Origin of the sequence: Allostella sp., from assembly GCF_041913585.1 — a bacterium.
Lineage (GTDB): Bacteria > Pseudomonadota > Alphaproteobacteria > ATCC43930 > Allostellaceae > Allostella.
Window position 1 is genome coordinate 1247 of record NZ_JAYSFE010000077.1, and the last position, 21949, is coordinate 23195.

The following is a 21949-nucleotide window of genomic DNA, read 5'->3' on the forward strand; positions in this document are numbered from 1 at the left end:
TCGCCGACCGCGACTTCGCCGCGATCGAGCAGGCGCTGCACGAGCACCTGGTGGTGATCCTGCCCGGCCAGCAGGGGCTCGATCCGGCGCGCTACGTCGCCTTCGCGCGCCGCTTCGGCCGACCCGAGCCGCACGTCATCGACCAGTTCCACCACCCGGCCGACCCCAACATCCTGATCCTGTCGAACGTCGTGGTGGACGGGAAGCCGACCGGGCTGATGGACGGCGGCACCTACTACCACAGCGACTATTCCTACCTGCCGGTGCCGGCGCGCTGCACGATGCTGCACGCCATCCGCATCGCCGATTCCGGCGCCGGCACCGGCTTCGCCAACCTGCGCCGCGCCTGGGAGGACCTGCCCGAGGCGACGAAGCGGCGCATCGACGGGCTCGTCTGCCGCCACCACTACGGCAACCGCGAGGATCTCGACGAACGGTCGCGGACCGCGGCCTCGCCGCTCTCCCAGGCACAGAAGGCGAAGATGGACTGGGTCCGCCACCCGCTGGTCCGCCGCCACCCGCACACCGGCCGGCCGACCCTCTACGCGGTGTCGGGCAGCGCCTTCGGCATCGAGGGCATGGACGACCGCGAGGGGCTGGCGCTGCTGCGCGAACTGACGGCGCATGCGACGCAGCCGAAATACCTGCATCGGCCCTCCTACGCCGAGGGCGACGTCGTCATCTGGGACAATTGCTGCCTCGTCCATTCCGCGCCGCTGACCGACCCCTCCCGGCCGCGGACCCTGTGGCGGATCACGGTGAAGGACGCCGGGCCGACCTGCTGAGGGGAACGGGCGGCGTCAGAAGGCCGCGATGTGGTGGACGATCAGGCGGTCGAGCGCCGCGGCGTCGCGGCGCCGGATCGCGGCCACCATCTCGTGGTGCTCGGCCCCGCTCGCGCGGAGGCCTTCGGCGGTGCGCCACCGGCCAGTGGTGCCGAAATGGCTGCGCTCGCGCAAGGATTGCACCGTCTCCACCAGCACCGGGTTGCCGGTGATCGCGAAGAAGCGGTCGTGGAAGGCGGCGTTGGCGCCGGCCTGGTGCTGGCGGCCTTCCTCCTCGACCGACCGGTCGAAGGCGGTGGCCAGCATCGCCAGCGTCTGGAGGTCGTCCTCGGTCGCGCGCTCGACGACGAGGCCGGCAGCGCTGCGCTCGATCGCCGTGCGCACGAAATAGAGCTGCTCGCGCTCGACCGGGTCCGGCGTCGCGACCCGGAAGCCGTGGTTGACGCGATGCTCGACCAGCCGCTGCGCCTTGAGCTCGCCCAGGCACTTGCGGATGTCGAACTGGGTGGCGCCGTAGCGCTGCTGCAGGTCGATCAGCTTCAGCCACTCGCCGTGGCGGAAGCCGCCGAACTTGATGTCGTTGCGCAGCCGGCGGACGAGGGCCTCCAGCCGCGCCGCCGCGGCGTGGGACTTCGCCATCTCGGCCAGCGGTCTCCGGCCGGTCCCTAGGCCTTGGGCGGCGGCGCGGTGGCGGCGAAGGACGGGCGCGCCGCCATGGCCGCGTGCCAGGCGGCGAGCGCCGGGCGGCCGGCCCGCCAGTCGTCGCCCGTCCCCAGCCGGTCGTAGTAGGCGAGCGCCGACGCCAGCGTCACCGGGCCGAAGGTGGCGGTCTGCGGCAGCTGGCCGGCGATTGTCTCGAAATGGTCGAGGCAGCGCCTCGCCCGGGCGACCTCGCCGTCGAAGATCGCGGGCGAGCGCTTGTCGGCCGGCCGGCCCAGCTCGCGCCCATAGAAGATGCAGCCGTCGAGGAAGCCCATGGCGAGCGCCTCGAAGGCGCGCTCCTGCCACAGGTTTGGGCCGCCGTTGGGCAGGAAGCGCGGCCCGACATGCAGCCGGTCGAGATAGTCGGCGATGGTCCTGGTGTCGCTGAGGGCGATGCCGTCGTCGGTGACGAGGCAGGGCACCCGGCCGAGCGGCGAGACCGCCAGCACGACGCTGTTCGGATCGCGCAAGGTCGCCGGCACCTCCTCGATGCGGTCGGCGAGGCCGAGTTCGCGTGCCTCGATCCGGACGATGCGGGCATAGGGCGAGCCGGCGGTCATGTAGAGGCGCATGGGTTCAGGCTCCGGGGGCGGGGGCTACGGCGGTGCCGAAGACGCGGGCGAAGATCGTGTCGACCTGGCGGGTGTGGTAGCCGAGGTCGAACTCGGCCTCGATCTCGGTCGGGGAGAGGTAGCGCCCGACCTCGGCGTCGGCCTTGAGGAGGTCGAGGAACTGGCCGCGGCCGTGCCACGCCTCCATGGCGTTGCGCTGGACGAGGCGATAGGCGTCCTCGCGGCTCGCCCCCTTCTGGGTCAGGGCGAGCAGCACGCGCTGGGAATGGACGATGCCGCCGCCGGTCTCGAGGTTGGCGCGCATCCGCTCGGGATAGACGACCAGCTGCTCGACGACGCCGGCCGTGCGGGCGAGCGCGAAGTCGAGGGCGATGGTGGCGTCGGGGGCGAACACCCGTTCGACCCCGGAATGCGAGATGTCGCGCTCGTGCCACAGCGCCACGTTCTCCAGCGCCGGCACGACGGCGGCGCGGACGATGCGGGCGAGCCCGGTCAGGTTCTCGGTCAGCACCGGGTTGCGCTTGTGCGGCATCGCCGAGGACCCCTTCTGGCCGGGCGAGAAATACTCCTCCGCCTCGCGGACCTCGGTGCGCTGGAGGTGCCGGATCTCGGTCGCCAGCCGCTCGATGCCGCTCGCCACCACGCCCAGCACGGCGAAGAACATGGCGTGCCGGTCGCGCGGGATGACCTGGGTCGAGACCGGCTCGACCGCGAGGCCGAGCTTGGCGGCGACGTGCGCCTCGACCCGGGGGTCGATGTTGGCGAAGGTACCGACCGCGCCGGAGATGGCGCAGGTCGCGATCTCGGCCCGCGCGGCGACGAGGCGATCGCGGTTGCGCCGGAACTCGGCATAGTGGCCGGCGAGCTTCAGGCCGAAGGTCGTCGGCTCGGCATGGATGCCGTGGCTGCGGCCGATGCAGACGGTGTCCTTGTGCTCGATCGCGCGGCGCCGGAGGGCCGCCAGTACCGCGTCCACGTCCTCGATCAGGAGGTCGCAGGCCTGGGTGAGCTGGACCGCGAGGCAGGTGTCCAGCACGTCCGACGAGGTCATGCCCTGGTGGACGAAGCGCGCCTCCGGCCCGACATGCTCGGCGAGGTTGGTCAGGAAGGCGATGACGTCGTGCTTGGTCTCGCGCTCGATGGCGTCGATGCGCTCGATCTCGAAGGTACCGCGCTCCCAGACCGCGCGCGCGGCCGCGGCCGGGATGACGCCCAGTTCGGCCTGCGCGTCGCAGGCGTGGGCCTCGATCTCGAACCAGATGCGGAACCGGTTCTGCGGTTCCCAGATGGCGGCCATCCGCGGCCGGCTGTAGCGGGGGATCATGTTCGGTGTCCGTCCTTCGCGGGGCGCGCACTTTCGCAGAAGGGGAGGGGCGGGGAAAGCGCCCCTCAGTGCGGGGTGACGATCTTCAGGCCGACGATGCCGGCCGCGATCATGGCGATGCAGACAAGGCGGGCGAGATTGGCCTGCTCGTCGAAGAGCACGATGCCGAGAATCGCCGTGCCGATGGTACCGACGCCGGTCCAGACCGCGTAGGCGGTGCCGAGCGGCAGGCTCTTCAGGGCCAGTCCGAGGAGGCCGAGGCTGACCACCATCGAGCCCGCCGTCAGGAGGGTCGGGACGAGGCGGCTGAAGCCCTCGGTGTATTTCAGGCCGACGGCCCAGCCGATCTCGAAGAGGCCGGCCGCCAGCAGGATGATCCAGGCCATGACGGGGTCGCTCCACCCGGACGTGGCGGGGTCGTCCCCGCCCGGGCTCCCCATGGGTGGCGGCCGGGTCGTCCCGGCCGGGGAGATCGCCGCTGGCATAGGCGATCCCCGCGCCGGGATCAACGCCGGATCGCTCGATCGGGGCGGCGCCCGAGGGCGTGGACAGGGTGGGGCCGGGCTGGCTACGCTACCGGCCGCAGCGATTTTTCCGGCGCCCGCCGTGATCCCCGCCCGGGCGCCAGCCGGAGGACCCGATGGAAGCAGCCCGTGGTTTGAACGCCGATCTCGAATCGGCTCTCGCCGAAGCGCGCGCGGAATATGCCGCCCGCAACCCGAAGAGCGCGGCGCGCCAGGTCGAGGCGGCCAAGGTCATGCCGGGCGGCAACACCCGCACCGTCATCCATTTCCCGCCCTTTCCCCTGACCATCGCCAAGGGCGAGGGCGCGCGCGTCTGGGACGCCGACGGCCACGAGTACCGCGACTTCCTCGGCGAGTTCACGGCCGGGCTCTACGGCCACTCGCACCCGGCCATCATGAGGGCGATCCGCACGGCGCTCGAGGGCGGCATCGCGCTGGGCGGCCCCAACCTCGTCGAGGCGAAGCTGGCGGCGCTGGTCTGCGACCGCTTCCCGTCGGTCGACCAGGTGCGCTTCACCAACTCCGGCACGGAGGGCAACCTGCTCGCCGTCTCGGCGGCGCGCGCCTACACCAAGCGCTCCAAGGTGCTGGTGATGGAGGGCGGCTACCATGGCGGCGTCTTCTACTTCTCCGGCCCGACGCCGCTCAACGTGCCGTTCCCCTTCGTCTTCGGCCGCTACAACGACATCGAGCACACGGCCAAGGTGATCCGCGAGCATGCCGCCGACCTCGCCGTCGTCATCGTCGAGCCGATGATGGGCGGCGGCGGCTGCATCGCGGCCGACGACGCCTTCCTCGCCATGCTGCGCGAGGAGGCGACGAAGGCCGGTGCGGTGCTGATCTTCGACGAGGTCATGACCTCGCGCCTGTCGCCGGGCGGCATCCAGCTGCTGGCCGGCGTCACGCCCGACATGACGACCTTCGGCAAGTATATCGGCGGCGGCCTGACCTTCGGCGGCTTCGGCGGCAAGGCCGACATCATGGGCCATTTCGACCCGCTGCGGCCCGACGCCTGGCCGCATGCCGGCACCTTCAACAACAACATCCTGACCATGTCGGCGGGCGTCGCCGGCCTGACCGAGGTCTACCCGGCCGCGGTCGCGACCAGCTTCAATGCCCGCGGCGACCAGGTGCGCGGCCGGCTCAACGCCGTCGCGCGCGAGAAGGCGCTGCCGGTGCAGTTCACCGGCCGCGGCTCGATGATGAGCGTCCATTTCGGCTGGAAGCCGGTGCGCGGTCCCGAGGACACCAAGCAGACGCCGCAGGCGATGCGCGACCTCTTCCACATGGACCTCCTGGCCCGCGGCATCTATCTCGCGCGCCGCGGCATGATCAACCTGTCGGTGCCGATGACCGACGGCGACTTCGACGCCCTGGTGGCGGCGGTCGACGAGGTGCTGACGGTGCGGAGCGCGGTGATCCGCGACACCTTCGGGGCCCAGCGCGCGGCCGCCTGAGCCGCCGGAACCGGCCGGAGGGGGCGGGCCCGCCCGCCCCCTCCGTCAGCGGTTGGTTCCGAGATAGGCGAAATCCATGACCCGGGCGCTGTCGCGCCGGCTGCCGGGCCCGCGGACCTTCTCCCACGCCAGTTCGTGGAAGTAGAACTTGGTGGTGTTGACGGTCACCTGGAGCAGCACCAGCAGGCCCGCCGCCCAGGGCTGGCCGATCCAGAAATAGTCGATCCAGATGTTGGCGAACGACACCATCGGCCGGTAGGCCAGGGTCTTGTAGAGGGCGACCGTGGCCGGATCGGCGACCTGCGAGCCGGGGTCGAGACCGCGCTCGGCGAGGAGCGCCACCTGGCGCCGGTGCTGTTCGGCATCGATGGCGCCGGACTTCAGGAGGTCGTCGATCGCGGCGCGCCGCTGCTCCAGCACCCCGCGACGGTCGGCGGCGGCCGTCGGCATCGCCACCTGCGCCTCCGCATCGAGCCGGTTCTTGATGCCGGCCTCGACCAGGCCGCTGAATCCGACCGCCCATTCCGTCAGCGAACGCGCGACGGCGAGCCGCACCGGGTCGCGCTCCAGGCGGGCGGCCGTCCACGGACTGGCCGACCAGCGGCCCGCATGGTCCGGCAGCGACCAGAGCGCGGGTGCGAAGTGGAAGCGGACGTCGACCACGTCGCTGCGGTTGGCGACGCGGAAGCCGACCGTCAGCCATTCCGGCGGCGTCGCCAGCCCGCGCTCGGCGATGAAGGCGGCGGCCGACCGCACCGTCGGGGTGCCTTCGCGGGCGCCGGAGGTGTGGGTCAGGAAGAAGCAGGACCCGTCCCAACCCGCCTTGTAGCGGACGGTCGCGATCGGCAGGTCGGTGCGCTCGCAGTCGCTGGCGATGCCCCAGCCGTCCATCACCGGCAGTGCGTTGGCGTGGATCTCGACCTTCGCCGTCACCCGGGCGCCGTCGGTCTGCACCAGGATGGCGTTGTGGATCGAGCCGTAGGCGCCCAGCCGCTCGCCGCCCGCATAGGGGGTCAGCGCGTGTGCCGCCAGGAGCCAGCGGCCGGCCGGCAGCGGCACCTGCTTGCCCGCGACCTGCCATTGGCCTTCGACCGCGGTGCCGACCGGGGGCACCGGATCGGCGGCGCCGGCCGGCGGCGCGGCGAGGAGCCCGATCGCGACCAGGGCAATGCCGCAGAACCGTGCCATGAGGGTCTGTACCATCGGTCACTCCGTCCCGCCGATATAGGCGAAGTCGACGATGCGGTTGGCGTCGCGGGTCGACTGGCTGGCGAAGCGCTCCTCCCAGAAATTGTCGTTGAGCACGAAGATCACCGAGTGGATCGCGACGATCGATGCCGTGATGTAGGTCGAAAGCGGGTTGCTGAGGGTGACGAAGAAGGCGAGCGCATAGTCGACCGTCGAGCCGAAGACGCGGAAGGAGATGTTCTTCTGCATCGCCAGCGGCAGGCCGCCGGGGTTCTCGATGACGGCCGGGATCTCGGCCAGCGCCTGCCGCTGCTGGGCGACGTACTCCGCCGTCGTCAGGGCGCCGGCCGCGTGCATGCGGTCGAGGGCCAGCAGCTTGCCGTCGACCTGGGGCGTCTCGCTGCGGTAGTGCGCCTGGACCGGCATCGGCGCCGGTTCGCCGCGCAACTGGTTGCGGATGCCGCGTTCGATCCGCCCGTCGAAGCCCATCGCCCAGATGGTCAGCGCCTCGGCGGCGTGCAGCTTCCGCGGATCGGCGCGGACGGCGTCCGCATCCCAGCCGCCGGCGACGCCTTCGCCGGTCAGAAGCAGCGGATCGAAGTGATAGCGGATGTCGACAAGGTCCTGGCGGTCGCTCATCCGGAAGCCGGCGGTGAGCCAGTTCTCGGGCACGGTCGCTCCCGCCGTCGCCCGGCGCGTCGCCTGCCACGCCGGGGGGCCCTCCGCCGCGCCCGTCGCGGTCGCCTGGACGAAGAGGCAGGACAGGTCCCAGCCGCTGCGATAGCGCGTGACCAGGATGTACTGGCTGCCGCGCTCGCAGCTTCGCGTCCGGCCCCAGCCGTCGTTGACCGGCACCGCGTTGGCGTTGATCTCGACCACGGCCACGATCCGGTCGCCGGCGCGCCGGGCCAGCACCATGTTCTCGATCGTGCCGAAGGCGCCGATCTCCGCCATCTCGAAGGGTTGGGTCCCGATCCCGGTCACCGTCCATTCGCCGGCCGGGAGCGGAATCTGCTTTTGGCCCACCGTCACATGATCGCGCACGCGGTCGCCGACGACCGCCTTGCCGGCCGCCGGGGCCGTCGCCGTCGCTGCCAGCACCAGTGCCGTGATCGCCCCCGCGATCGCGCGCATCGCCACTCCTCCACCATCCGTCATTGCGGGACCTTCTGCGGGCCCGGAGGATAGGCTAGCCTCGGTCGTGAGGCACTACGAAGCGAATTCTCGCCGAGCGCGGGAAAGGGCCCGAACGGCTGTGGGAGGGTTGATGGTCGTCGATGCGACGCGATGGGGCTGCGCCGCCCGCTATGCAAGTCTTGCCGCCCTAGCCCTGATTTCGCTCCTGACCGCCGTCCGGCCGGCGGCCGCCGATGGCGGCTCCGTGCCGCAATTCATCGCCCCGTCCTTCGCATGGCTGGCCCCGGGCCTGCCGGGGTCGGCGGAGACCTGGCGCACCACCGCGGCCGATGCCATCGCGCCGACGCTGTGCCGTGCCGACCGGGCGCTTGCGGGCTGGCTGGCGCTCGTGTCCGTGGCGCCGTCGGGGATCGACGGCTGCCGGACGTTGCGGCCGCTGCGCCATGTCACGCTGCCGATCGGCCGGCAGGCGGGCGTCTTCGTCGCGGCCCGCGGCGGGCCCGCACTGCGCCTCGACGCGGCGATCTTCCACCGGGCGCTCGCCGGCGGAGCGGACGGCGGCGCGCGGACCTGGCGTGGCGTCGACGGCCGGCTGCCGGACGTCGCGGTCGCCATCCTGCTGCCGGACGCCGACACGCCGTCATGGCGGCTCCTGTCGGCCGCCGTCCTCCAGGAGGGGTGCCTGAGCCGGCCCTCCATCCGGCGGATCTTCGACGCGGCCGAACGCAAGGCACGGTGCGAGACGGTGCGCGCCGACGGCGCGGTCGACCGCCGGCGGGACCATGCCGACGTCGCACAGTGGCTGGCGGCCCGGGGCTCCGGGGCCGTGGCCTTCGTCTCCTATCCGGAGTTCCTCGCCCTCGGCGAGGCGGTCGTGCCGCTGCCCTTCGCCGACGTGCTGCCGACCGTCGCCGAGATCGCGCGCGACCGCTACCCGGTGAGCCGCACCCTCCATCTCGCCGTCGGACTGGCCGACCCGGCCGATCCGGGGCTGCTGCGGCAGGTGCTGCGCATCGCCGGGGAGGAGACGATCGGGCCGACCGGGACCCTGGCCGGCCTCGGGATCGTGCCGCTTCCCGCGGCCGCGCGCGTCGAACTGCGCGAAACCCTGCTCTCCCTGGGAGGTGCGATATGAGGGACTCTCGGGTCGCCGGCGGCGGCGGGCGGCCGATCCGCCCGCTGGTCGGTGTCCTGGTCGCCGCGGCGCTGGTCCAGGGGCTGCCGGCCGCGGCGCAGGGCACCTCCGCGCCGCCCCCGGCGGCGGCCGCTGCCGACCAGGGCGTCCTTGCCGCCTCGATGCGGGTGCTCGGCGACGGATGGTCCGACCTCAAGGACGGCGCCGCCGCCGCCTGGGACACGGCGGCTTCGGTGTTCCTGCCGGCGGTGCCGAGCGGCCATCTGCCGGAGCGGCAATCGGAACGGACGCGCGTCTTCTTCGAGCTGATGGAACTCGCCGGCTACCGGCTGGCGAAGATCGAGACCGGCGGGATGATCCTCTCCCATGTCCGGTACGAGTTCGAGCAGGAGCGACGGCTGACCGCGGACGATGCCGAACGCGTGCGCCGGGCGATCGCCCGCCACGAGGCGCAGCAGACGGGCATCTCGGCCGCCTACCATCGCTGGATCGCCCGGTCGGTCCTCGATGCGGCCCTCTCCGACGAGTTCCGGGTGGCGGCCGTCCAGGTGACGATGCGCCCGGTGCCGTCGCTTGAGTTCCGCACGGTGGCGGTCGACCGTCCGCTCGACGAAACCGAGCGCCGGCTCGTCCACGAACTGAGGCCCGCCGGCAACGGCGGGCCTCGCTGACGGACGCGGCTACTTCGCCGCCACCCGGCGCGCCTTCGGCCGGCCGTTCGCCGCCTCCCAGGCGTCCGCCTTGCGCAGCAGGTCGCGGAACGCCTCGCCATTGGCGAGCAGTTCCTGCCGCAGCCTGGGCGGCAGCGGCCGCGGGTCCTCGTAGTCGTCGACCGGCATCTTGTTCAGCCGCACCTCGTCGATCACCGCGTCGATGGCCGCCGCCGCATGCAGCGGCGTCTGCAGCAGCGTCAGCTTGTTCATCTTGCGGTGGCCGTCGGGGGCGTGACAGACGGTGCAGTCGGCGTTGCGGAAGCTGATCGCCATGCGCCGATAGGCCTCGTCGAGCGCCGCCAGCTGGGGATTGTCGGGGCTGTAGTAGGCGGAGAAGAGGGTGGATCGCGGCTCCGCGATGCCGTCCGATCCGGGCCACATCCATTCGCCGAGGAACGGCGGGCGCTTGACCGCCTGGTAGGGGCCCCGGTTCGCCTCGGACCCGACGTCGGCGCGATAGGCGAACAGCACCTTGCCCGTCGGCGACAGGCGGAGGCGGATCTGGTTCGCCTTCTCGTAGGCGTCCCACTTCGGGTCGCTGTGCCAGAACGGGTAGGGATAGAGGCCGGCCGGCAGGCCGTTGCGGAAATAGGCCTGAAGGGCCACCGTCTTGTTGCCGTCGGGTGCGGTCTCGACGCGAACCTCGCCGGTGAACATGAACAGCGACATGTAGAGGTCCTGGAAGAGGTCGCCGCGGAAGACGGTCGTCTTCTTCTCCTTCAGCCACAGCCCCTGCTGCTGGCCGCCGAAGAGGAAGGAATAGTCGCGCATGCCAGCCTCGACGCCCTGGCCCATCGCCTTCCGGCACGCCTCGTGCGCGGCGACGTCGTCGGGCTTCGCCATCGGGCAGGCCTTGGCCAGGGACGCGGCGATCGCCTTGGCATAGGCGTCGACATCGAAGGCGGCCTCGGCCGGCCCGGGCGCCGCGAGCAGGGCCGCCAGCGCGGCCGAAGCCGCCACCGGCGCGACCCGGCGCCGGCGCGCCGGCAGCATGGCAGCGAGCACCCCGTCGCCGCGGAGCCAGTGGTGGTAGACGATCGCGGCCGCGGCGTGGGCGAAGATCAGGGCCAGCAGGGTGTAGGCCGTCAGCTTCTTCCAGCCATAGACGGCCATCGCCAGTTCCCGGTCGTAGTAGGCGACGCTCGGGACATCGACGCCGAACAGGTGCAGTTCCATGCCCTTGGCGTCGACATAGAGCCATCCGAGGGCGGCGGTGCCGAGCAGCAGGGCATAGAGCGCGACATGGGCTCCCTTCGCGCCGAGGCGGAGGAGCTTCGGCACGTCGGCGGGCCCGGCGAGCCGGCGGCCCAGCGTCAGCCGCCAGACGAGGCGCAGCGGTACGACGACGAGGAGGAGCAGGCCGATGTTCTTGTGCAGGGCGATCGAGCCCTTGACCACGCCCGGGACGAGCGCCAGCAGGAACATGGCAGCGACCAGGCCGACGGTGATCCAGTGAAGGGCGATGGTGACGGTGTCATGGCGGTCGAGCGGATCGTTCGTCGGCGCGTGATCGGATCGCATGAGCGGACCTCCCCAGAATGGCCTCCAGTCATTCAACACTGTTATGCGTGTCTTCGGGCTGGCAACGGAAATTTCCGCCCCGCCGCCCTCCATCTCCGGCACCGAGAAGACCTGGTCGCCGCGTCGGCAGCGCGCGCCGTCCTCGGGCAGGGCACTCGCTGATCTTGATATGATATTAAGAGGTAATCGCGACAACGACGCAGTGCATTGGGAACTCTTGGAACAGACTTTCCGAGGTGCCGATCTCAATGCAACGATTTCGTGACACGTGCGCCGCTTCTCGGGCATCCTGCGACAACCGGAGGTCGCACCTGTTCCAGACCGGCAAGGGGGGAAAATGCGATGGGGGTTGGTGGTTGCCGCAGCGGTCGTCTCGTCCCAATCCGGCGCTTTGGCGCAGACGTACCCGCTGATCAAGGGTGAATTCCAGACGCGAATTCAGAGCGACTACACGGTCCGGTCGAAGGACAAGTCCCAGGAGATCAGCGACACCTTCACGAAGACCGAATTTGGGGTGGAGCTCGGTCTCACGGAAGAATTCTCCGTCCGGTCGAAATTCAAGCTCGAGCCGGTAAAGGCACCCGATGGCGACCGTTTCTTTGGTGACCACGGGCTTTGGCTGGACGAATTGCTCGTCCAGTACGAGAACGACTCATTTTCCCTGTTCGCCGGCAAGTTCCACCCCAAGTTCAGCTTCGGCTACGACAAGGCCCCGTACATCTACGGGCGGGACTTCGTCGAGGACTACGAACTGACCGAGAAGATCGGGATCGGCGGCAGCCTGAAGATCGCGCCCGAAGGGTGGGGCGAGCATGCCCTCACGGGCGCGGTGTATTTCCAGGATTCGACGCCCCTCAGCAATTCGGCGCTGTCGCGGCCGCGGTTCGGCGATCCGCGCACGGATCGGCCGGCCCGTCTGCGCAAGCGCGACGGCGGCGTCAGCAATACGCGGACCCTGGAATCCTTCGCCCTCAGCCTCGACGGTGCGGACATGCCGTTCGCGCCCGGCCTCGAATATACGGTCGGCTACCGCTACCAGAAGCGCGGCGAGACGGAGGGGTTCGACGAAAAGGGCTTCGTCGCGGGCCTGGCGTACGCGATCGAACTGGCGGACGAACTGACGCTGACGCCGATGGTCGAATACGCCGACTTCCAGAAGTTCGAGGGCGCCGATGCCAGCGCCCGCTATCTCACCGGCTCCCTGCTGCTGGAGTACGGACCCTGGTCCGCCTCGACCTCCTACACCGGCCGTCGGATCAAGGTCCGCGGCGACGAGCCCTCGACCGACGACGACCGCCTGTTCCAGGTCTCGGCGGGATACACGTTCGACTTCGGCCTCGGCCTCTATGTCGGATGGAAGAACCAGCGGGTCGCCGGCGTCAGCAGCGATACCGTCGGCGCCATGGCGATCTACGGCTTCAAGTTCTGAGTGCGCCGGAATGACATTCTTCCAATGGATCGCGAACGAGCCCTTGTGGCTGTCGACGTCCCTGCTGATCGGCGGCGGCCTGCTTCTCTCGATCTTCGCCGCCACGGTCGTCCACGGCTACTACACGCCGGCGGAACTGCAGGGGAACAGCCTCGTCGGCGGCTTCAAGTTCGCGTTCCTGTCCTCGGTGTTCGCGGGCTATCTCGGCCTGCTGCTGTTCGGCGCCTATCAGAAGTACGAGGACGTCCGGGTCTATGTCGATGAGGAGGTCGACTCGCTGCTGTCGATGCACGATCTCGCGGCGGCGTTCCCGCTGGACACCCGCAACGTCGTCCGGGCGCAGATCAAGGACTATGTCCGCAGCGTCGTCGACGACGAGTGGAAGATCCTGCACCTCGGCACGGGACATCCGGCCACGGACTCGGCGCTCGACGACCTCTTCTCCGTCTACATGGCGATGGAGCCGTATACCGAAAAGGAACGGACCGTATACCAGCTATCCCTCGACAATCTCATGAAAGTCAGAGACATGAGATCGAAGAGAATCCTGATCGGGGCGGGCGCGCTGAACCCGATATTGCTCTTGTCCGCCTTGGTCGGGACGATCGTGTCGATCGTCTTTCCGGCATTCTTTGCGAGTGCCGACTTCGGTTCGACGCTCATCATGTCCCTGATGCTCACGGTCGTGACGATGACCGTGGTCCTCATCATCTTCAAGTTCACCTATCCGTTTCTCGGCGACTACGGCGTCTCGTCGGACTCGCTGAAACTGCTGCTGCTCCGCTAGGTGCGCGATGTCGTCCGACGGCCCTTCCAGTCAAGCGGACACGTCGGGCGGTCCCTCGCTTTCGGCCGCGGCCACCAGCGCGTCGCAGAGGGGCCCTGCGGCACCGCCGGCGTCCGCGGCGGGAGCCGTCTGGGCGTTCCTCCTCGGTGTCCTGCTCATCCTGGCGGGGATCGGCGCCTTCGCCGGCCTCGGCATGCCGAGCGCGCCGCCGGCGAAGCGACCGCCCTCGATTCCGCCGCGTGTCGAGGCGAGCAGCGCGGACTTCGAACTGGTCGGGGTCCTCGAGGGCGAGCAGATCCTGCTCTACCTCACCCGCTACATCGGCAACGAACCCATCCACGGCGCACAATTGATCCTGATGTTCGACGACCGCGAGGTTCCGGTCGCCGAGCGCGGCGGCGGGGTCTATGTGGGCGCGGTCGGGACGCGTCCCCTCGCCCCGCAGATCGCGGTAACCTTGCAGATCGCCCATGACGGCAAGGACGACCTGCTCGGCGGGATGCTCGACATCCCGAGCGCCGCCGCGGTGGCGGCGGGCAGCGGGTTGTTCGGCTCGGTGCTGCATCCCGGGCCGTGGCTGCTGGCGCTCGGGGCCTTTCTCGGCGGTTTCGGCCGGGCGCGGCGGCGCGGCCGCGCCGCCGCGTCGGTGGCGGCCCTCGGTGCGTTCGGAATTCTCGCGACCGCTCTGCCCGCCGACGCCCATCCCGGCCACGGCGAAGGCGAGGCGGGCGTGTCGCGCGAGGAACTGGAATCCTCGGTGCTGCCGCCCAACAGCCCGCGCCGCCTCTCCGACGGGTCGCTGTTCGTTCCGAAGCAGGCCCAGTTCATCCTGGGAATCCGGACCGCGCTCACCCATGTCGGCGAGGCGACCCGGTCGACCCGGCTGGTCGGTCGCGTGGTCGGCGATCCGGCGGCGAGCGGGACGGTGCAGAGTTCGCTCGTCGGACGAATCGAACTCACCGCCGACGGGCTGCCGCGCGTCGGGCAGCCGGTCTCCCGCGGCCAGGTCCTGGCGACCATCACGCCGGTCATCAACCCGCTCGACCGCGGCAACATCCAGCAGCAGATCTCCCTGATCGACCGGGAACTCGGAATCCTGCAGCGGCGGGCGGAGGACGCGACGTCGGCGAACGGCAACGGAGCCTCCGGCGACGCCGGCCTCGATCGCGTCCCGGCCGGCCTCGTCGCCGCCGAGATCGAGGCGCTCAGTCGCCGGCGTGCGACCATGAACCGCGTCCTGCTCGATCGCGAGGCGCTGCGCATCCCGCTGCGCGCGCCGACCGACGGCGTCGTCGCGGTCGCCAACGTCGTCGCCGGGCAGATCGTCGAGGCCCGGGACACGCTCTACGAGATCGTCGACCCGAAGCGGATCTGGGTCGAGGCCGCCGCCTACGATCCGGCGATCCTGAACGGCATCGCCGGCGGCTCCGCCGTCGCCAGCGACGGCCGGGTCTTTCCCCTGTCCTACATCGGCCACGGGCCGAAGCTGAACCAGCAGGCCATTCCGCTCCTGTTTCATGTCCGGGAACCGGTCATGCTGCCGATCGGCACCCCGGTCTCGGTGCTCGTCGAGACGCGGGAGCGGCACTCCGGAATCATCCTGCCGCCCGCCGCGGTCGTTCGGAACCCCGCCGGGCAGAGCGTGGTGTGGCAGCATGCTGCGGCGGAACGCTTCGTCCCCCTCATCGTCCGGGTGGAGCCGATCGACGGGCGCAGCGTCGCGGTCGTCGACGGCCTGCCCGACGACCGCCGGGTCGTCGTGGTCGGCGCCGATCTCCTGAACCAGATCCGCTAGGCGGCGTCGGGGCGGGGGGCCGGGCGGATGTTCAACCTCCTGATCCGCGGCAGCCTCCGGGCGCGCGCCCTGGTCCTGGTGGTCGCCAGCCTGCTGATCATCTATGGCGGCGTCTCGCTCAACCGCATCCCGGTCGACGTCTTTCCCGACCTCAACAAGACCAGCGTCGTGGTGATGACCGAGGCCGGCGGGCTGTCGCCGGAAGAGGTCGAACGCATCGTCACCTTCCCGATCGAGATCTCGATCGCCGGCACTCCGGGGGTGACCCGCGTGCGGTCCGCCTCGGCGGTCGGGCTGTCGATCGTCTATGTCGAGTTCGACTGGAACAGCAACGTCTATCTCAGCCGCCAGCAGGTGGCCGAGCGCCTGTCGATTGCCCGCGACCGGCTGCCGCCGACGGCGCAGCCGCAGATGATGCCGATCACCTCGATCATGGGCGAGATCATGCTGATCGCGCTGTCGGGCGACGGCATCTCGCCGATGGACCTGCGGGACATCGGCGACTGGGTCGTGCGGCCCCGCATCCTCTCGATCCCGGGCATCGCCCAGGTCATCCCGATCGGCGGCGAGGTGCGGCAGTTCCGGGTCACGCCGAAGCCGGGCGACCTCGCCGCCTACGGCGTGACCAAGGAGAACATCGAGCGCGCGATCGCCGATTTCAGCGCCAACTCGGGCGGCGGCTTCATCGATCAGCGCGGCCGCGAGTTCATCATCCGCAACATCGGACGGACGCTCAGCCTCGACGTGCTTCGCGACCTCGTCGTCGACCACCGCGCCGGACGGCCGGTGCTGCTGCGGCAGGTGGCGACCGTCGACTATGCGCCGCACGCCAAGCGGGGCGATGCCGGCTACATGGGCGAACCGGCCGTGATCCTGACGGTGCAGAAGCAGCCGGCGGCGAACACGATCGAGCTCACCCGTCAGATCGAAGCGGCGATGGCCGATCTCGCGCGCTCGATGCCGCGCGGCGTGAAGGTCGACAACTACCTGTTCAAGCAGTCGCATTTCATCGAGGCGTCGATCGGCAATCTGAAGAGCGTGCTCGTCGACGCGGTGATCGTCGTGTCGGTCATCCTGTTTCTCTTCCTCCTGAACGTGCGCACGACGATCATCTCGCTGACGGCGATCCCGATCTCGATCCTCATCACCATCATCGTCTTCGAGATCCTCGGGCTGTCGATCAACACGATGACGATCGGCGGCATCGCGATCGCCATCGGCGAACTGGTCGACGATGCCGTGGTCGACGTCGAGAACATCTTCCGGCGGCTGCGCGAGAACCGGCTGCTGCCGGACCCGAGGCCGGTGATGGATGTCGTCATCGCCGCCTCGCAGGAGGTCCGGTCGGGCATCTTCTACGCGACGATGATCATCGTGCTGGTGTTCGTTCCGCTGTTCGCGCTGACCGGTCTCGAAGGCCGGCTGTTCCGCCCCCTGGGCGTCGCCTACATCGTCGCGATCCTGGCCAGCCTCGTCACCGCGGTCACGGTCATCCCGGTGCTCTCCTACTACATGCTGCCCGGGCTGAAGCGCCTCGGCCATGGCGATTCCTGGCTCGTCACCCGCCTCAAGGTCCTCAATGCCCGGCTCCTGCGCTGGGCTTTTCCGCGCGCCGCGATGATCTGGGCCGGCGCCGCCGCCCTGGTGCTGGTTTCGGTCGTCGGGCTCGCCAGCCTGCCGCGCAGCTTCATGCCGCCCTTCAACGAGGGCACGCTCACCATGGCGCTGAACTTCAACCCCGGCATCTCGCTGCGCGAATCCAACCGCCTCGGCCTGCTGGCGGAGCGCCTGCTGCTCGAGATTCCCGAGGTGGTCACGGTCGGACGGCGGGTCGGGCGGGCGGAACTGGACGAGCATGCGGAAGGCGTGCATGCGGCCGAGATCGACGTCGACCTGAAGCCCTCGGATCGCGATCGCCAGGCGGTCCAGGCGGCGATCCGCGAAAAGCTCGCCGTGCTTCCCGCCACTCTGCTGATCGGCCAGCCGATCTCCCACCGGCTCGACCACATGCAGTCGGGCATCCGGGCGCAGATCGCGGTCAAGGTGTTCGGCGACGATCTCGAGACGATCGCGGCGGTGGCCGAGCGCGTGCGCCTGGAACTGGCCAAGATCCCCGGCATCGTCGACCTCGGGGTCGAGCGCGTGACGCGCGTGCCGCAGGTGCGGGTCGTCGCCGACCCGGAGCGCGCGCTGCTCTACGGCATCACCCCGGCGGACATCACGCGCTCCCTGGAGCATCTGGCGAACGGCCGGATCGTGTCGCAGGTCATCGACGGTACGCGGCGCTACGACGTCGTGCTGCGGCTGGCCGACGACAACCGCACCAGCGAGGGGCTCGACGCGCTGCTGATCGAGACCCCGGCGGGCCGCATCCCGCTGTCGCACGTCGCGACCGTCGAGGACACCGACGGCCCCAACCAGGTCCTGCGGGAGAACGGGCGGCGGCGGATCGTCGTCGTCGCCAACTCCGACGGCTCGAGCATGACCCGCATCATCGCCGACGTCCGCCGGGCCCTCGAACAGGTGCGGATGCCGCCCGGCTACTTCACCAGCCTCGAGGGTGCCTTCCGCGCCCAGGAAGAGGCGACGCAGCGGATCGCGCTGCTGAGCTGCGTGTCGCTGACGCTCATCTTCATCGTCCTCTACACCCGCTACCGCTCGCTGGCGCTGACGCTCATCATCATGGCCTGCGTTCCGTTCGCCCTGGTGGGCGGCGTGCTCGCGCTCGTCCTGGCCGGCCAGCCGCTCTCGGTGGCGAGCATGATCGGCTTCATCACCCTGACGGGCATCGCCGCGCGCAACGGGATCCTCAAGGTCAGCCACTACATCAACCTGATCCTGCACGAGGGCGAGCGGTTCGGGCCGGGCCTCGTCATCCGCGGCAGCCTGGAGCGCATGACGCCGGTCCTGATGACGGCGTCGGCTGCGGGCTTCGCGCTGCTGCCGCTGATCGTCGATGCCGATACCCCCGGCCGGGAGATCCTCTCGCCGGTCGCGCTCGTGATCTTCGGCGGGCTCATCAGCGCCACGATCCTCGACGCGGTCCTGACGCCGACCCTGTTCCTCCGCTACGGACGCGGCGCGATCGAGCGGCTGACGTCGCCCGCGGCCGCTCCGGCGAGCGGCGCCGCCCCGCTGGAAGCCTACTGACCCGCACGCATACCGGAGGAGGGCCGCACATGCGCATTCGTCTGCTGGCATTCGTCTCGTTCGCCGCGATCTCGTTCGCGGCCCTGGCTCTTTCGCCGGCACATGCCCAGCATGCGGCGGGCGGCGGCCATATCTCAGGACCGAACGGTGGCGTCGTCGAGGACATCGGACCGTTCCACGCCGAGGTCGTCGCCCGGGACGGCGAGATCGTCGTCTATCTCTTCGACGGCAAGATGCGCGTCGCCGACACGGCCGGCGCCAAGGCGCGGGCGACGATCCAGGCCAGCGGCAAGACGGCGACGGTGGATCTCGCGCCGGCGGCGCCGAACGTCCTCAAGGCGACGGGGGCATTCGCCGCGGGCAAGGGCGCCAAGATGGTGATCTTCCTGACCATGCCGGGTCAGAAGATGGTCCAGGGACGGTTCGCCAATCCCGGCTGAACCCGCGGTATCGCGCGACACTTCCACGAGAAGGGAGAGGGGGCAGAGATGAGACCGATCCGATGGCTGACGGCCGTGGCCGGGTTGCTGGTGGCGTTCGCCTTGCCGACGGCAGCGTCGGCGCAGGGCGGCGGGCCGATGAAGGTGGTCGCGTCCTTCAGCATCCTGGGGGACGTGACGAAGATGGTGGGCGGCGACCGGATCGACCTCGCCGTCCTCGTGCCGCCCGGGGCCGATGCGCACGAATGGACCCCGGGGCCGGCCGAAGTGGCGACGCTGGCGGGCGCCCGCCTGTTCCTCGTCCACGGGCTGGGCTTCGAGGAGTGGCTGGCCGACATTCGCCGCAAGGCGAAGTACAAGGGCCGGGTCGCCACCGTCACCCGCGGCATCAAGCCGATCATGGTCGCGGCCGGCTCGCACAGCCACGGCGGCGGCCCGGCGCATGCGCACGGCGGCAAGAAGGAGGCGGATCCGCATCTCTGGAACGATCCGGTCCGGATGCAGACCTATGTCGGCAACATCGCCGCGGCCCTGGCCAAGGCGGACCCGGCGAACGCCGCCTTCTACAAGGCCAATGCCGCCGGCGTGAAGGCGCAGTTCGCGGAACTGGTGGCCTGGGGCAAGGCCGAGATCGCGGCCGTCCCGGCCGACAAGCGGCGCGCCATCACCACCCATGACGATTTCGGGTACATGGCCCAGCGCTTCGGCTTCCGGCTCATCGAGGCCCAGGGGGCGGGCAACGACGAGGACGTCAAGGCCGAGAACCTTCCGGTCATCCTGGCGCAGGTTCGCGGCACGAAGACCAAGGCGCTCTTCCTCAAGACGCTGAACGATCCGGCGCTGGCCGCGAAGCTGAAGGAGGGCGGTGCGGTGGTCGGGCCGCGGATGTACGCCGACACCCTGTCGCCGCCGTCCGGGCCGGCCGGCAACTACCCGACGATGATCCGCTACAGCATTTCCCAGTTCAAGGCGGCGATGCTGCAGAACTAGGACCGGCGGCGGCCCTTCCGCAGTCGCAACCGGAAGGGCCGCTCGTCGCCGCGCGGAGAATTCATCGAACCGCGGGCGGTCCGAACATCCACCACAGGGTCTCGTTGGTGAAATAGACCGTGGCGTCCACCAGTTCGGCCGCGACGGTGTAGGCGAGCGAAGCCGCCGCCTCGCCCGTTCCAAGCGCACTGCCGAGCGCGAAGTGCCGCGCGGCGCTGGCGATCCGGTAGGTGACGGTCTTCTGGGTGGCGATGCTCAACTGGTTCTCGTCCGTCACCTCGGGCCCGAGGTAGTTCCACGCCACCTCATGGCCGTAGTAGACGGTCGTGTGGGTCGCCAGATTGACGGCGAGGAAGCCGGCGGCGGTGCTCGCCGTCGCGCCGAAGAACACGGCGAACAGGGCGACGTCGGCAATGTTCGCCATCGTTTCGTTGGTGATCGTCTTGTAGATCGCCCGCTTCCACAGGCTGATCGTCGGTTCTTCCGCCGGTTCGGTCGGGAAGAAGGGTTCGAACGCCCGCGCCGCAGTCGGCGCGCCGGCGCAGCCGAGCATGGCGATGACGACGATCGTCAGAAGTCTCTTGCGCGTTCGAGTGACGGACGTTGCGGTCAAGGCCATGATGCGCATCGACCTCCATCGACGACAGTCACCATAGTCCAGGCCGGCGTCAGCGCGAAATAGTGCCGCGCGCAATTCTGTTGCGTCCGTTTCGATCCGGCGGCGACCCCTCGTCGGCACTGCGCGCCGGCGGATTCCTTCCTCTCCGGGCGCGCCGCCTGCCGGTGCCGGGCCGGACCCGGCTGCGGCACCGGCGAGCGCGCCTCACCCGGCCCGACCCCGCGTCGTGCCGGTCTGCCGGCGCAGGGCGCGTCCCGGTCGGGCGCCGGTCGAGGCGCCGTCCTGCCACACCGTCTCGCCGTTGACGAGGACCCGGGCGATGCCGGCGGCCGGCTGCTTCGGCGTCTCGAAGGTGGCGCGGTCCGAGATCCGGCCGGCGTCGAAGAGGACGAGGTCGGCGAAGGCGCCTTCGCGCACCAGGCCGCGGTCCCTGAAGCCGAACTCGGCGGCCGGCAGCCCCGTCATCTTGTGCACCGCCTGCTCCAGCGACATCAGGCCCTGGTCGCGGGCATAGCGGCCGAGCACGCGCGGGAACGTGCCCCAAAGGCGCGGGTGCGGGAAGCTGTCCCACGGCACTCCGTCCGAGCCGATCATCGACTGCGGGTGAGAGACGACGCGGGTCACGTCCGCCTCGTCCATGGTGAAGTAGATGGCGCCGGCCGGGATCACCGCCCTCGCCGTCTCGGCGCGCGACAGGCCGCCCAGTTCGCGGGCGACCTCGTCGAGGTCGCGGTTGGCGAACTCCGGCCGGCCCTTGCACCAGGTGATGTGGACGCGCTCGGCGCGGTCGACGATGCCGGGCAGCAGCGCCGTCGAGGAGGCGACGTAGGGATAGACGTCGAAGCCGATGCGCTGGGTCCGGCGCAGCTTCTCGATCAGCGGCAGGGACTGGGCGGTCTTGCCGAAATTGGCGCGGCCCGCCGCCTTGTGGTGGGACAGGATGACCTGCACGCCGGCCATGCGGCCGATCTCGGCCGCCTCCTCGATCGATTCCAGCAGCCGGTCGCCCTCGTCGCGGATGTGGGCGGTGTAGATGCCGTCGTCGGCCCGCATCTCCGATGCGATCTCCGCCACCTCCTCCTTGGTCGCCTGCTGCGCCCCGGGATAGAAGAGCCCGGTCGAGATGCCGATGGCGCCGGCGTCGAGCGCCTCGCGGAGCTGGCTGCGCATCAGGGTGATCTCGGCGGCACTCGCCGGCCGTTCCAGGTCGTCCATGCAGTTGAAGCGCAGCGAGCGGTGGCCGACCAGGACGGCGGCGTTGATCGCCGGCCGGCCGGCGTCGAGCGCCTCGAAATACTGGCCGGCGGTCGGGAAGCGCCAGCGCGGGTCGTCGAGCATGGCGGACGCCTGCTTCGGCAGGTCGGGCCGGGTGTAGGGGGCGAGCGAGGAGCCGCAATTGCCGACCACCACGGTCGTCACGCCCTGGCTCGCCTTGGCCGGAACCAGCGGCTCCTCCAGGAGGTACCGGTCGTCGTGGGTGTGCACGTCGATGAAGCCGGGGGCGACGACGAGGCCGGCGCAGTCGACCTCGCCCGCGGCCGCCATGGCGCCGAGGTCGCCGACGGCGACGATGCGGTCGCCGGCGACGGCGACGTCGGCCGCGCGCCGCGGCTGGCCGCTGCCGTCGATGACCGCGCCGCCGCGCAGGATGAGATCGGGTCGAGACATCGGTCCTCCGGAA

At 70.3% G+C, this 21949-nt stretch carries 19 protein-coding genes; 10 read left to right on the top strand and 9 right to left on the bottom strand.

From position 1 onward, the window contains the following. The coding region (locus ACE3Q3_RS15085) for a TauD/TfdA dioxygenase family protein (protein ID WP_374447447.1) at positions 1-785 on the top strand (785 nt) is incomplete at its 5' end. 15 nt (positions 786-800) lie between these two features. On the opposite strand, the gene ACE3Q3_RS15090 is transcribed toward ACE3Q3_RS15085, so the two are convergent. From ACE3Q3_RS15090 to sugE, 4 genes are all read right to left on the bottom strand, one after another. Beyond that, positions 801-1424 carry a GntR family transcriptional regulator gene (locus ACE3Q3_RS15090; RefSeq protein WP_374447449.1) on the bottom strand — a complete coding sequence of 208 codons (624 nt, stop codon included), beginning with the start codon at positions 1422-1424 and terminating at the stop codon, positions 801-803. 26 nt (positions 1425-1450) lie between these two features. Next, a complete protein-coding gene (locus ACE3Q3_RS15095; RefSeq protein ID WP_374447451.1) occupies positions 1451-2059 on the bottom strand; it encodes a glutathione S-transferase family protein in 609 nt (202 codons plus the stop codon). A gap of 4 nt (positions 2060-2063) precedes the next feature. Continuing rightward, a complete protein-coding gene (gene purB / locus ACE3Q3_RS15100; protein WP_374447453.1) occupies positions 2064-3383 on the bottom strand; it encodes an adenylosuccinate lyase in 1320 nt (439 codons plus the stop codon). A 65-nt stretch (positions 3384-3448) separates the two neighbouring features. Continuing rightward, on the bottom strand, positions 3449-3769 hold the full coding sequence (gene sugE / locus ACE3Q3_RS15105) for a quaternary ammonium compound efflux SMR transporter SugE (protein ID WP_374447455.1): 321 nt from the start codon (positions 3767-3769) through the stop codon (positions 3449-3451). 254 nt (positions 3770-4023) lie between these two features. Between sugE and ACE3Q3_RS15110 the strand changes: the two genes are divergently transcribed. Then, positions 4024-5364: an aspartate aminotransferase family protein gene (locus tag ACE3Q3_RS15110; RefSeq protein WP_374447456.1), complete on the top strand. Its 1341-nt coding sequence runs from the start codon at positions 4024-4026 to the stop codon at positions 5362-5364. A gap of 45 nt (positions 5365-5409) precedes the next feature. Here ACE3Q3_RS15110 and ACE3Q3_RS15115 read toward each other — a convergent pair whose 3' ends face one another. Together ACE3Q3_RS15115 and ACE3Q3_RS15120 are read right to left on the bottom strand one after the other, a co-directional pair. Beyond that, on the bottom strand, positions 5410-6567 hold the full coding sequence (locus tag ACE3Q3_RS15115; RefSeq protein ID WP_374447459.1) for a DUF2061 domain-containing protein: 1158 nt from the start codon (positions 6565-6567) through the stop codon (positions 5410-5412). 3 nt (positions 6568-6570) lie between these two features. Further along, on the bottom strand, positions 6571-7686 hold the full coding sequence (locus ACE3Q3_RS15120) for a hypothetical protein (RefSeq protein ID WP_374447461.1): 1116 nt from the start codon (positions 7684-7686) through the stop codon (positions 6571-6573). A gap of 133 nt (positions 7687-7819) precedes the next feature. Between ACE3Q3_RS15120 and ACE3Q3_RS15125 the strand changes: the two genes are divergently transcribed. Both ACE3Q3_RS15125 and ACE3Q3_RS15130 read left to right on the top strand, forming a co-directional pair. Continuing rightward, positions 7820-8824 carry a hypothetical protein gene (locus tag ACE3Q3_RS15125; protein ID WP_374447462.1) on the top strand — a complete coding sequence of 335 codons (1005 nt, stop codon included), beginning with the start codon at positions 7820-7822 and terminating at the stop codon, positions 8822-8824. Continuing rightward, complete coding sequence (locus ACE3Q3_RS15130; protein ID WP_374447463.1) at positions 8821-9495, top strand: hypothetical protein; 675 nt, start codon at positions 8821-8823, stop codon at positions 9493-9495. Before ACE3Q3_RS15125 ends, ACE3Q3_RS15130 begins: the two co-directional genes overlap by 4 nt. A gap of 9 nt (positions 9496-9504) precedes the next feature. Here ACE3Q3_RS15130 and ACE3Q3_RS15135 read toward each other — a convergent pair whose 3' ends face one another. Beyond that, positions 9505-11058: a cytochrome b gene (locus ACE3Q3_RS15135; RefSeq protein WP_374447464.1), complete on the bottom strand. Its 1554-nt coding sequence runs from the start codon at positions 11056-11058 to the stop codon at positions 9505-9507. Positions 11059-11326: 268 nt separating this feature from the next. On the opposite strand from ACE3Q3_RS15135, the gene ACE3Q3_RS15140 reads away from it, so the two are divergent. The 6 genes from ACE3Q3_RS15140 to ACE3Q3_RS15165 all read left to right on the top strand — a co-directional run bounded on the left by ACE3Q3_RS15140 (position 11327) and on the right by ACE3Q3_RS15165 (position 19649). Next, positions 11327-12487, top strand: a complete 1161-nt coding sequence (locus ACE3Q3_RS15140; RefSeq protein WP_374447466.1) for a hypothetical protein — start codon at positions 11327-11329, stop codon at positions 12485-12487. Positions 12488-12497: 10 nt separating this feature from the next. After that, entirely contained in the window at positions 12498-13274 is a 777-nt protein-coding gene (locus ACE3Q3_RS15145; RefSeq protein ID WP_374447467.1) for a hypothetical protein, read from the top strand. A gap of 193 nt (positions 13275-13467) precedes the next feature. Beyond that, positions 13468-15069, top strand: a complete 1602-nt coding sequence (locus tag ACE3Q3_RS15150) for an efflux RND transporter periplasmic adaptor subunit (protein WP_374447468.1) — start codon at positions 13468-13470, stop codon at positions 15067-15069. A gap of 27 nt (positions 15070-15096) precedes the next feature. Continuing rightward, positions 15097-18219 carry an efflux RND transporter permease subunit gene (locus ACE3Q3_RS15155; protein WP_374447470.1) on the top strand — a complete coding sequence of 1041 codons (3123 nt, stop codon included), beginning with the start codon at positions 15097-15099 and terminating at the stop codon, positions 18217-18219. 29 nt (positions 18220-18248) lie between these two features. Further along, entirely contained in the window at positions 18249-18659 is a 411-nt protein-coding gene (locus ACE3Q3_RS15160) for a hypothetical protein (RefSeq protein ID WP_374447471.1), read from the top strand. A 48-nt stretch (positions 18660-18707) separates the two neighbouring features. After that, a complete protein-coding gene (locus tag ACE3Q3_RS15165; protein ID WP_374447472.1) occupies positions 18708-19649 on the top strand; it encodes a metal ABC transporter solute-binding protein, Zn/Mn family in 942 nt (313 codons plus the stop codon). A 61-nt stretch (positions 19650-19710) separates the two neighbouring features. Here the strand turns inward: ACE3Q3_RS15165 and ACE3Q3_RS15170 are convergent, their stop codons facing one another. Together ACE3Q3_RS15170 and ACE3Q3_RS15175 are read right to left on the bottom strand one after the other, a co-directional pair. After that, a complete protein-coding gene (locus ACE3Q3_RS15170) occupies positions 19711-20268 on the bottom strand; it encodes a hypothetical protein (protein WP_374447474.1) in 558 nt (185 codons plus the stop codon). 204 nt (positions 20269-20472) lie between these two features. Continuing rightward, entirely contained in the window at positions 20473-21936 is a 1464-nt protein-coding gene (locus ACE3Q3_RS15175; protein WP_374447476.1) for an amidohydrolase family protein, read from the bottom strand. Between the last annotated feature and the right edge of the window lie 13 nt (positions 21937-21949).